Annotated in this window: 12 protein-coding genes; 2 read left to right on the forward strand and 10 right to left on the reverse strand. The window is 52.4% G+C overall.

From position 1 onward, the window contains the following. Nucleotide 1 precedes the first annotated feature (1 nt). The 9 genes from kdpB to KHQ09_RS10045 all read right to left on the reverse strand — a co-directional run bounded on the left by kdpB (nucleotide 2) and on the right by KHQ09_RS10045 (nucleotide 8,671). A complete protein-coding gene (kdpB, locus tag KHQ09_RS10005; protein ID WP_213598038.1) occupies nucleotides 2-2,062 on the reverse strand; it encodes a potassium-transporting ATPase subunit KdpB in 2,061 nt (686 codons plus the stop codon). 93 nt (nucleotides 2,063-2,155) lie between these two features. Further along, a complete protein-coding gene (locus tag KHQ09_RS10010; protein WP_213656852.1) occupies nucleotides 2,156-2,326 on the reverse strand; it encodes a hypothetical protein in 171 nt (56 codons plus the stop codon). A gap of 6 nt (nucleotides 2,327-2,332) precedes the next feature. Then, nucleotides 2,333-4,030, reverse strand: coding sequence for a potassium-transporting ATPase subunit KdpA (gene kdpA, locus KHQ09_RS10015; RefSeq protein WP_213598042.1), 1,698 nt, complete (start codon nucleotides 4,028-4,030; stop codon nucleotides 2,333-2,335). Between the two features lie 30 nt (nucleotides 4,031-4,060). Next, complete coding sequence (locus KHQ09_RS10020; RefSeq protein WP_022711895.1) at nucleotides 4,061-4,150, reverse strand: potassium-transporting ATPase subunit F; 90 nt, start codon at nucleotides 4,148-4,150, stop codon at nucleotides 4,061-4,063. Nucleotides 4,151-4,531: 381 nt separating this feature from the next. Further along, entirely contained in the window at nucleotides 4,532-5,668 is a 1,137-nt protein-coding gene (locus KHQ09_RS10025) for an aldo/keto reductase (RefSeq protein ID WP_213598044.1), read from the reverse strand. A 58-nt stretch (nucleotides 5,669-5,726) separates the two neighbouring features. Beyond that, nucleotides 5,727-6,566, reverse strand: a complete 840-nt coding sequence (locus KHQ09_RS10030) for a substrate-binding periplasmic protein (RefSeq protein ID WP_238481609.1) — start codon at nucleotides 6,564-6,566, stop codon at nucleotides 5,727-5,729. A gap of 36 nt (nucleotides 6,567-6,602) precedes the next feature. Then, nucleotides 6,603-7,265, reverse strand: coding sequence for an amino acid ABC transporter permease (locus KHQ09_RS10035; RefSeq protein WP_238481610.1), 663 nt, complete (start codon nucleotides 7,263-7,265; stop codon nucleotides 6,603-6,605). Further along, a complete protein-coding gene (locus KHQ09_RS10040) occupies nucleotides 7,262-7,903 on the reverse strand; it encodes an amino acid ABC transporter permease (protein WP_213598048.1) in 642 nt (213 codons plus the stop codon). Before KHQ09_RS10040 ends, KHQ09_RS10035 begins: the two co-directional genes overlap by 4 nt. Then, entirely contained in the window at nucleotides 7,904-8,671 is a 768-nt protein-coding gene (locus tag KHQ09_RS10045; RefSeq protein WP_420801475.1) for an amino acid ABC transporter ATP-binding protein, read from the reverse strand. A gap of 501 nt (nucleotides 8,672-9,172) precedes the next feature. Between KHQ09_RS10045 and KHQ09_RS10050 the strand changes: the two genes are divergently transcribed. Both KHQ09_RS10050 and KHQ09_RS10055 read left to right on the forward strand, forming a co-directional pair. After that, nucleotides 9,173-10,021 (forward strand): D-amino-acid transaminase, encoded by an 849-nt coding sequence (locus KHQ09_RS10050; protein ID WP_116087367.1) that lies wholly within the window; start codon nucleotides 9,173-9,175, stop codon nucleotides 10,019-10,021. 387 nt (nucleotides 10,022-10,408) lie between these two features. Then, entirely contained in the window at nucleotides 10,409-11,440 is a 1,032-nt protein-coding gene (locus KHQ09_RS10055; RefSeq protein ID WP_213598052.1) for a DmpA family aminopeptidase, read from the forward strand. Nucleotides 11,441-11,501: 61 nt separating this feature from the next. Here KHQ09_RS10055 and KHQ09_RS10060 read toward each other — a convergent pair whose 3' ends face one another. After that, nucleotides 11,502-11,939, reverse strand: a complete 438-nt coding sequence (locus tag KHQ09_RS10060) for an OsmC family protein (protein WP_213598054.1) — start codon at nucleotides 11,937-11,939, stop codon at nucleotides 11,502-11,504. Nucleotide 11,940: the final 1 nt, after the last annotated feature.

Here is an 11,940-nt window from a genome sequence, read left to right on the forward strand (position 1 = left end):
CTTACACCAGAGCCAAAGCGGTAATCGCCATATCAATCAGCTTGATCGCCACGAAAGGCACGATAATCCCGCCAAGACCGTAGATCATCAGATTGCGGCTCAGCAGTGCGCCCGCACCAACCGCCTGATATTTAACCCCGCGCAGTGACAGCGGGATCAGCGCCACGATAATTAACGCATTGAAGATGATGGCCGAGAGAATGGCACTCTGCGGACTATGCAGCCCCATAATATTCAGCACCCCGAGTTGCGGGTAGAAAGCGAGGAACATTGCCGGAATAATCGCGAAATATTTGGCAATATCATTGGCAATCGAGAAGGTTGTCAGCGCACCGCGTGTCATCAGCAATTGCTTGCCGATTTCCACGATCTCGATCAGCTTGGTCGGATCACTATCGAGGTCGACCATATTCCCTGCTTCACGCGCAGCTACTGTACCGGTATTCATCGCCACGCCCACATCAGCCTGTGCCAGCGCCGGCGCATCATTGGTACCGTCACCGCACATTGCCACCAGCTTGCCCTTAGCCTGCTCCTCACGGATCAGCGACAGCTTGTTCTCCGGTGTTGCCTGCGCCAGAAAATCATCCACGCCCGCTTCTGCGGCAATCGCGGCAGCAGTCATCGGATTATCACCGGTAATCATCACCGTGCGGATACCCATGCGGCGCAGTTCTGCAAAACGCTCACGGATACCGCCTTTGACAATATCCTTCAGCGAGACAACGCCCATCAGCTGCCCGTCTTTGACCACAGCCAGCGGTGTACCGCCCGCCTTGGCAATCTGCGCGGCAATTGACTGGATTTCCTGTAGCTGGGCAGGTGTAGAAGCTTTGCTGCCTTCCGCCTCAACATATTTCAGCACTGCATCCACCGCGCCTTTACGGATGATACTGCCATCCACGTCCACGCCGCTCATCCGGCTTTGTGCGGTAAAAGGCACAAAGCTTGCGTGCAGGCTTGCCATATCACGGGCACGGATGCCGTATTTCTCTTTAGCCAGCACAACGATGGAGCGGCCTTCCGGTGTCTCATCGGCAAGTGAGGCGAGCTGTGCCGCATCGGCCAGTTGCTGTTCGCTGACACCTGTGACCGGACGGAACTCTGTAGCCTGACGGTTACCAAGCGTAATCGTCCCGGTTTTATCCAAGAGCAGCGTATCCACGTCACCGGCAGCTTCCACCGCACGGCCGGACATTGCCAGCACATTGAACCGCACCAAGCGATCCATACCGGCAATACCAATGGCTGAGAGCAAAGCGCCGATTGTGGTCGGGATCAGCGTAACGAACAAAGCCACCAGCACAATCACCGGCACGGAACCGCCCGCATAAGTGGCAAAGCTCGGAATGGTCACAACAGCAAGCACGAAGATCAGGGTCATACCGGCAAGCAGAATGTTCAGCGCAATCTCATTTGGTGTCTTCTGGCGTTCTGCGCCTTCTACCAATGAGATCATCCGGTCAATAAAGGTCGATCCGGCAGCGGCGGTAATGCGCACGCGTATCCAGTCGGACAGCACTTGCGTGCCGCCGGTCACCGCCGAACGGTCACCGCCGGATTCACGGATTACCGGAGCGGATTCACCGGTAATCGCCGCCTCATTGACCGAGGCCACACCTTCAATCACCTCACCATCGGACGGAATAATATCTCCGGCTTCCACCAGCACAATATCACCGACTTTTAGGCTGTTGCCTGCAACGATAGTGTAATTGGTTTTGCTGTCACCACTCAGCAATTTTGCTTCGGTTTCGGTACGGGTACGGCGCAGAGATTCCGCCTGCGCTTTACCGCGCCCTTCAGCCACCGCTTCGGCAAAATTGGCGAACAGAATAGTAAACCATAGCCACAGAATGATCTGGAACGAGAAGCCCAGATCCGCTCCGCCGCTTGCCATATCTTTGATAAACAGCACGGTTGTCAGCACGGTGACAACGGCAACGACAAACATCACCGGATTTTTCGCCAGCACCCGCGGGTCGAGTTTGCGAAAAGCGCCGCCTATCGCAGGCAGCAGGATTTTGGCATCCAGAATACTGGAAGATTTTGACTGGCTCATGAGAGCCCTCCATCTTTATTTTATGCAAGTTATTTTAAAACTGCATAGAATTTTCATTGATGTAGAGTGATAAGTTAATGTTTTAACTTAAACTCAGGTCAGCGCCTTCACGAGGAAAACACCGGCCAGCATCGCCAGCACAAGGATCAGCATGATACTGGTGAGTTTGGGACAATCATCCTTGTCCGTGCCGCGCAGATTTTGCTTCTGTGCAGTTTTGGAGCAGAATAATTGCTTCATCAGAAAAGAATTCTTCGCCATCATGCACCTTTAAAACAGCTGACCGGAGAGCATTGCGAAATGCTCGACAACCGGCCCCAGCGCCAAGGCCGGAAAGAAAGTCAGACCGCCGACAATCATCGTCACGCCAAACACCAGACCAACAAACAGAGGGCCTGTGGTCGGCAATGTACCGGCAGAGGCAGGAACGGTTTTCTTGGCGGCTAATGAACCGGCAATCGCCAGCACCGGCACAATGAGGAGAAAACGCCCCATCAGCATCGCAAAACCGATGGTGAGATTGTAGAAAGGCGTATTGGCATTGAGACCGGCAAAGGCACTGCCGTTATTGTTGGCACCGGAAGAGTAAGCGTAGAGCACTTCGCTGAAGCCGTGTGGCCCTGCATCCTGAATGCTCGACAACCCTTGCGACAAAACCACAGCCAATGCAGCAAAACCGAGAATGGCAAGTGATGGTCCGAGCGTGGCTAGCAGGCTCATCTTGACCTCTTTGGCCTCGATTTTCTTGCCCAGATATTCCGGTGTGCGGCCAACCATCAGACCGGCAATGAAGATCGCCAGAATGAAGAACAGCAACATGCCGTAGATACCGGCACCAATACCGCCGAGATTAGGGATCTGCATATTGAACAGCGGTACCAAACCACCGAGCGGCATCAGGCTGTCATGCATATTATTGACCGCGCCGGTAGAGGCGGCTGTGGTCACTTCGGAGAACAAGGCAGACAATGCAATGCCGAAGCGCGCTTCTTTGCCTTCCATATTGCCGCCGACAACGCCCAGAGCCTGCATCAGCGGATTACCACCGGATTCTGCCCAATAGAGTACCGATGTTCCCAGCACCACCAGCACACCGAAGACCGCGAACAGCACCCAGCCCTGACGTTGATTGCCGACCATACGGCCGAACACATTGGTCATGGCAGTAGAGATAACGAAAATCGACAGCAGATGGATAAGGTTAGTCAGTGCAGTCGGATTTTCAAACGGATGCGCTGAGTTAGCATTGAAGAAGCCGCCGCCATTGGTGCCCAGATGTTTGATAATCATCTGCGATGCCACAGGCCCTTGTGCAATAGTCTGCTGTGCACCTTCCAGCGTGGTTGCAAGCGTATAGGCATTGAGGTTTTGCGGCACACCCTGCCAGACCAGCACAAGCGTGCCGATAATGCAGATCGGCAGCAGCACATAGAGCGTGGCGCGGGTCAGATCGACCCAGAAATTGCCGATTGTATTGCTTGAAGAACGGGCAAAACCACGGGTAATCGCCATAGCACCAGCGATACCCACTGCGGCAGAGACAAAGTTCTGTACTGTGATACCGGCCATCTGGGTGAAATAGCTCATCGTACTTTCACCGCCATAGCCCTGCCAGTTGGTATTGGTCATAAAGCTGATTGCTGTATTGAAAGCAGATGTCGGCTCCACAGCCTGCATACCCGCAGGATTATATGGCAATGCCCCTTGCAGGCGCTGCAACAGATAGAGCGCCACAAAACCGGCAATGCTGAACATCAGTAGCGACGCCGCATAGACTGTCCAGTGCTGCTCTTCTTTTTCATGGGTTCCGGCCAGTCTGTAGAGGCCGCGTTCAACCGGTGCGATCACTGGCGAGAGGAAGGTTCGTTCTCCGGTGAACACGCGGGTCAGATACCCGCCAACCGGTTTCACCAGCAGAATTGTGAGCCCGAACAGGATCGCAATCTGCAATATTCCGTTGAAAGTCATTGGAAAATACTTTCCGTTTCTAAAACAGTTTTAAAAGCGCTCAGGTCGTGCCAGTGCATAAAGCAGATAGAGGCTGAGCAATGCGGCTACCGAGCCGCCGAGAACATAATCAAACCACATGACGCGCCCTCACAGCCGGTCACAAACAAGGGCGTAGAAATAAGACAAACCGATAAATCCGGCGCCTGCGGCAATCATGATGACATCCATTTTTCAAACTCCTGAATTTCAGCCGGTGCAAGTGCAGCAGCTGCTTCCGGCAGCAGCGCTAAGCGCGACGAGCCGAAATCAGGCGGAACTATGGCGCCAAAACGCATAGTGGTTCGAGAGAGGGAAAGAAGGAGAGATATAAAAATCTCATATATAAAACGCAGTGATTTTGCGTATCACACCAAGTGAAATAAACTAAATTAATTATGATAATTCATAATTTTATTTAAATATCTTAAGATATAAATTTAATGAAAGCGGCATTACATACCACTCTCCGTATAATAAAAATCAGCCCTTACCATAGGTGAAATCATCCACCTTCGGCATCCATTGTGGCGGCGCGTAAGAAGCAGGCTTATCACCAACCGATGCACCGGTGTTCAGCACCCCTGCCTGATAATCCGCATCAAATAAAGCATAAGGCTGCGGTGAAGGCAGAGCACTTGCGGCATCCAGTCTTGCGCTCAGTTCCGCAGGTATCTGCAATTCAAAGGCCGCAATATTATCCTGCAACTGTGCCAGTTTACTCGCACCGATAATCAGTGATGCAACAGACGGGCGGTTCAGCACCCAGCTCAAAGCCACCTGTGCCATTGGACGCTCAAGCTCTGCTGCCACATCCTGCAAGGCCGAGAGAATGGCGTGATTGCGCGCCGTAAACAGCCCCATGCCTTTGCCGGATGCATCTGTAGTCAGACGACCTTCTCCTGCCCAGCGATCACCCTCAACGCGGTATTTCCCTGAAAGCAGCCCCATGGATAACGGGCTCCAGACAGTAATACCCAAACCCATATTTTGCGCCAGCGGCACAAATTCCTGTTCGATATTCCGTTCAGTAAGTGAATATGGCAGTTGCAGACCTATCAGTGGTGTCAGCGCATGGCATTCCGCCCATGTCTGCGCCCGCGCAGCATACCATGCCGGCACATCAGACAGCCCGCCGTAACGGATTTTACCCGCCCGCACCAGATCATCCAGCGTGCGCACCACCTCTTCCGCAGGCGTTATGCGATCCCATGTATGCACCATATAGAGGTCGATATAATCGGTTCCCAAACGGCGCAGGGAATCTTCAACCGCCCGCATCATGGCCTTGCGGCTGTTACCGCCTGCATTGGGATTGCCGGGTTCAAGACTGTTGCTGTATTTGGTCGCCAGCACCAGCCGTTCACGATTACCTTTCTCGCGCATAAACTGCCCGATCAGGCTTTCACTGGCACCTGCACCATAGGAATTGGCAGTATCAATAAAATTGCCGCCCATATCGGTATAATGATCAAATATCGCGCCTGATATCTCATCGGCACTGCCCCAGCTGCCGCCGATCCCGCGAATAGCTGCATTGCCGAAAGTCATGGTGCCGAGCGCCATCCGGCTAACCCGCAAACCTGAGCGACCAAGCGTATAATAATGATCCAGCGCCATGAGCTTTCTTCCTGCAAAAGAGAGACCGGACTAAAATTAATCCGGTCTTTTATTATTTTTAGTCAATCAGACGTGGCTCGCCGACATCACCGGCTGAAGCTTCCATACCATTGGCAGTCAGAATAGATTTGATTGTACCATCTTCATGCAAGGCCTTGATATTGGCATCAAGCGCCGCACCAAGTTCAGGATTTTTCTTGGAATAAGGAAAGCTGCCCTGTCCGGCCTCAGTCGTGGCTTTCACACGATCATCACTCTTGGCAACCTTCACTTCAATATCCGGCATGGCTCCGGCTTTCTTGGCGACAACACCGGTAGAATAACCGTCAATACCAACAGCAATACGTCCGGCAGCCAGATCCTGCTGCATGCTCACGGAATTCGGATAGAGTTTGAGATTGCTGCCGAGCAGCTTCTTTAGGTCAGCAACCCAGAGATAACCCTGCACGGTGCCAACGCTTTTGCCCTCAATATCCTTGACCTCTTCAAAACCTTCCTTGGTATAAATACCCATCTGGTCATTATAGAGCGGCCATGACAGGTTCATCACCTTGGCGCGTTCTGCCGTGCGATACCAGTCACCGGTGGTGATATCGGCCTTGCCTGACAGCACATATTGAATACCGGCAGCGGTATCCACGGCCACAGCCTTAACTTTCAGACATTCCATCTCGGCGATCTTATTGGCAATATCGCCGTCAACGCCTTTGGCTTCACCTTCCGGTGAGAGATAGGAATAAGGCGCATAAGTGGTAACAGCGATGGTCAGCACACCTTCTTCAACTGTTTTAAAACTGTTTTTCGGTGTGCAGCTCTGTGCATTGGCCTGCACTGCAGCCAGTGCCGTCGCACCGGCAAGAACCGATGCTGCGACGATCATTTTTCCCATTAATTTCATATCACTACCCCATATTGTTTATGTTTATTGTTATATTTACCGCGAGAAACGTCCCGCACGTTTTTCAACCCAGCTTACCAGCATAGATGCCGGAATGCAGATCATTGCATAGAGAATACCTGCCGCCAGCAGAGCCGGAAAATACAGGAAGGTCGTCGAACCGATTTCATAGGCACGGCTTATCAGTTCCGGCATGGCAATGGTGAAACACAGAGATGTTGCCTGAAAAATCAGGATCGAAAAACCGAGCAAGGCAGGCACAGCCACCCGTAATCCCTGCGGCAGGATCACATAGCGCAAACCGTCAATCCGGCTCATATTCAGCGCCATCACCGCTTCTTTCTGCCCTGCAGGCACAGATTCAAGCCCTGCACGGATAATCTCGCTGGTATAAGCGCCGGTGTTCCAGCTCAGCGCCGCAATCGCCGCCACAATCGATGTCATCGTGATACCGGCACTAGGCAATCCGAAATAGATGAATTGCAGCAGGATCAGAGCCGGAGCACCGCGCCCGATTTCGACAATCACCAGACACAGCCCGCGCGTGAATTTCGACCTTGCCTGCACACCCAGCGCCAGTAGCAAGCCAAAAGGAATGCCAATCGCCAGACTGGCCAGCGTGACTTTGACGCTCAGCGCCAGACCATCAAGCAGTTCCGGCATCCATGAAATGACATCATCAATCGGAAAATCAATCATCGCGCCACCTTCGCCCGCAGATAGATATCCGCAGTCCGTGACAGCCATGCAACCGGCAGGCTGAGAAGAATATAAAGCAAGGCCACCACGGCAAATACCTCAAGGCCACGGAAGGTCATTTGCGACAGCTGGCTGCCCTGATAGGCCAGTTCTGTCACGCCAATGGCTGAGGCAATCGCACTGTCTTTAAGCAGGCCAATCGCATAGCTGGCGGCAGAAGGCAGCGATACGCGTAACATTTGTGGTGCCACCACATCCTTGAAAGCATGATAACGGCCGAGATTAAGCGCCTCTGCGGCTTCAAACTGCCCGTGATGGACAGCCATCATGCCACCACGAAAAATCTCTGCCATATTGGCTCCGGCAATCATGCCGAAACCGGTCAGCGCCGCCATAAACGGATTGATGGTAATATAACCGGTGCCAAGACCGAAAAAGATCACAAACAGCCACACCAGAGGCGGGATACCGCGAACCAGATTGATATAGGCGGTTGCCAGCAGGCGCAGCGGCCAGAACTTGGAGCGCCGCATCAACATCAGGATCAGCCCGAGTATCGTACCCACAGCCAGAGCCGAGACTGTCAGCGCAACAGTCCAGGGCAAACCGCGAATGATATAGGAGAAATCTGCCAGCATTTAACGCTCATTCACCGCTTTGAGGAAACGCTGCGCCCGCTCCGTCTGCGGATTGCGCATCACTTCGCGGCTGGGCCCGCTTTCAATCACATTGCCGTCGGCCATTACCATCACCGTGTCAGAGACATTCTCCGCAAAGCCCATCTCATGCGTCACGACAATCATCGTCATGCCGCTGTCAGCCAGTTTGCGCATGACGCTCAGCACTTCCAGCCCCAGTTCGGGATCAAGCGCCGAGGTCGGCTCGTCAAACAGCATCACTTTCGGATCAAGTGCCAGAGCGCGGGCGATGGCGATACGCTGTTGTTGGCCACCGGAACAACGCATCGGATATTGCTGCGCTTTGTCGGCAAGACCGACTTTCTCCAGCAGATCCATCGAGCGCTCATCGGCCTCTTTTTTAGAGCGGCCAAGCACACGCTCCTGCGCCAGACTGACATTGCGCAGCACACTCATATGCGGAAACAGATTAAACGACTGAAACACCATGCCGATTGAATGGCGCAGATCATGCAATTGTTTGGCAGAGGCTTTTTTCTCGGCCTGCAGGGTCACATCACCAACCGTGACAATACCGGCATCCGGCGGCTCGATATAATTGATGCAGCGCAGCAATGTGCTTTTGCCCGAACCGGAAGGCCCGATAATCGCCAGCACCTCACCGGAGGTCACAGTCAGATCGATCTCTTTGAGAACAATATGCGCGCCATAATGCTTTTGCAGTTTTTCAAGCCGGATAACCGTTTTCTGACTGGTTTTCACCCGCAGTTTCTCCCCTTATGCATTCTCCATGCCTGTCCGCAGCATTGCACAACCGGCACAGGATATTTCAACGGATCACAGCGTTCTTTTATCTGATTGCAGACCGACGCTTTATGCCGTCCGGCTTGTTTCTGTTTTTATTGTTATAAAACAAAGCCCGTCATACATATTTATAAACCGGACAGGCTGAGAGCCTGTAACCGGCATAGTTCCTCTTATGCTTATCAGCTTAGGCAAACTGGCCGTGCCAGCGAGAGCATAAAAAATAGCGGTTCCGATAACCCGTGGTTATGACTTGACCGCTATTAAAAGTTATTGCTCTTTTTGCGCCCCGAAACACGCTTTTCCGGCATTTTATGTCGCATTATCACAGACAGAATATCTGTCATGCAGAATATGCAAATCTTGCATAACAACCAAAAAACAAAGCATTGGCTCTGCCGGATTTTTTTTCATAGCTTCAGTTTCAGCAGATTCCCATAAAATTTTAACGCCAAGGAATGCGTTGTGAGCCGAATTGTATATGTAAACGGTGCCTATGTCCCTGAAGAAGAAGCCAAGATCTCGGTCTTTGACCGCGGTTTCGTATTTGCAGACGGGATTTATGAAGTCAGTGCAGTTATCGATGGCAAGCTCGTTGACAATGATGCCCATATGGCACGTCTCGGCCGTTCCCTGAAGATGATTGATGTACCGGCGCCGATGAGCGACGAAGACATCATCGCCATGCAGAAAGAGCTGATCAAGCGCAACAATCTCACTGAAGGTGTGGTCTATATGCAGATCACCCGTGGCGCTGCGGATCGTGACTTCGTTTACAGCGCGGATATGAAACCGACACTTGTTGCTTTCACACAGGTGAAAAAGCTGATCGGTTCCGCCTCCCAGCAGAACGGTATTGCCATTCATGTTGTGGATGATATCCGCTGGCAGCGCCGCGACATTAAAACTGTGATGTTGCTGGCTCAGGTACTTGCCAAGCAGGAAGCAACCGCGCATGGTTGTCAGGACGCATGGATGCAGGAAGACGGCTATATTACTGAAGGTGCGTCCTCCAGTGCATTCATCATCACCGCAGAAGGCTCACTGATTGTGCGCCCGAATTCGAATGCAATTCTGCCGGGCTGCACACGTCTGGCCATGCTTAAAATTGCTGAAGAACAGAGCCTGAAGATTGAAGAACGCCGCTTTACGCTTGAAGAAGCCTTCAAAGCGAAAGAAGCATTCCAGACCAGTGCTTCCGGTTTTGTGACCCCTGTTGTGAAAATTGCAGGCACAGTCATTGCAGACGGCAAGCCGGGTGCAATTACCCGCAGCCTGCAGGAAAAATATATCGAGATTGCTAAAGCAGTTTAAAAAACAGAACCGGTTTTCTTTGAAAACTGTGTTTCTAAAAACTGTCGGCTTAATTTTTCGATAAAACTGAATTCATCCGGCCATAATTTCGTAATTCTGGCCGGATACCGTCATGATCGCAAGCGCCCCGTAAACGGTTCTGATCTTTTGGGCCTCCCCCGGAAAAGACCGTTTAATTTCCTTGGCACTGATCATATGTCGGGCATTAGCACCACACTGAAACGGCAGTATCGCCGCAGAAGTGATACTACGTTTCTTTTTAATGCCTGATGATAATGCCCTGACAGCCCCTCCGGAAACCGGTCGGGCTGTCATTCTTTATCTACAGAATCTTGGCTTTATCTGCATCTTATCAGCCTGCATTTACGGATTTTACAGGAGTATCCCATGTCTGCTTCAGCACGCGATTTCGGTATTGTTTGCGGCATCATGCCGACCGGTGCGCATAATGCCATTACCGATGTTCCGGGCGTTAAAGTCGGCCACACCACCATCCGTGAAGGCAATGTGAATACCGGTGTAACCGCGATTGTGCCGCATGACGGCAATATGTTCCGCAAGAAGGTTCTGGCAGCATCCGAATCCATCAATGGTTTTGGCAAAAGCGCCGGTCTTGTGCAGGTCAACGAACTTGGCTCGCTGGAAACGCCGATCCTGCTGACCAATACACTCAGCACCGGCACCTGCGTGAATGCACTTATCAAACGTGCGATTGCTGCGAACAGCGATATCGGCCGCACGACCTCGACCGTCAATGCGGTTGTCGGCGAATGCAATGACGGCCCGCTCAATGATATCCAGGCTATGGCCGTTACCGAAGAGCACGCTTATGCGGCACTCGATGCTGCAACCACCGGTGCAGTGGCACAGGGCAATGTCGGTGCCGGCACCGGCATGACCTGCTTCGGCTTCAAAGGCGGTATCGGCACTTCATCCCGCCGCATCAAACTGGATGGCAAAGACTATCATCTGGGCACTTTGGTGCTTTCCAATTTCGGTCGCAAAGGCGATCTGACGCTGCCGGATGGCCGCCATCCGACACCGGATTTCCCCGATCAACCTGAAAAAGGGTCGATCATGATGATTATGGCGACCGACATTCCGCTGGAACACCGCCAGTTACAGCGCGTCATTCGTCGCTGCGGTGCGGGTATCGCACGTCTTGGTGCATTCTGGGGTCATGGCAGTGGTGATATTGTTATCGGCTTCACCACCGGCAACACTATTGATCACGACCAGAAGTCCGATCTGGTGACCATGCAGGCACTGAATGAAGACAAGATTGACCAGCTGTTCCGCGCAGCAACAGAATCCACACAGGAAGCCATTCTCAATTCCATGTGCGCTGCAGAGAGCTTTACCGGCCGTGACGGTAACAGCCGAAAATCACTGGCAGACTGGCTGAAGCTCAATAGCTAATCGCCAATATTCCACCCAATGAAAAAGCCTGCCGTGATAATCGCGGCAGGCTTTTTTTAATTTATCCAGAGACCGTGAAAGCCACATCAGCATTGGCCTTCAGTGTATTGCTGACCGTACACATGGCTTCAGCCGCTTCTGCCAGTTCATGACGTTCTTCATCAAACAGTTCACCGGCAATCAAAAACTGCACAGTGAACCGCGTGATGCGATACGGCTCATGCTCCGTCTTCTCACCGCTGACTTTGACCTCATAGCTGCTGATACGCTCAATCAAACCGAGCTTGCGCGCGGCTATGCGTGCACTCATCACCAGACAAGCCGAGAGAGACGCATAAAGCAGATCAATCGCATTGAAACCCGCACCGGAGACTGTATTTTCCAATGTCAGTTCACCGCCGGTCAACGAGCGGATCAGCGGCTTCTCTTGCCCCTGTCCCTGCCCTTGTAATGTCGCCATTGCGCCTGTTTCTCTGGTACGTACTGCCAATCCAACCATG

The organism is Pseudochrobactrum algeriensis (assembly GCF_018436245.1).
In the GTDB taxonomy this organism is placed as follows: Bacteria; Pseudomonadota; Alphaproteobacteria; order Rhizobiales; family Rhizobiaceae; genus Pseudochrobactrum; species Pseudochrobactrum saccharolyticum.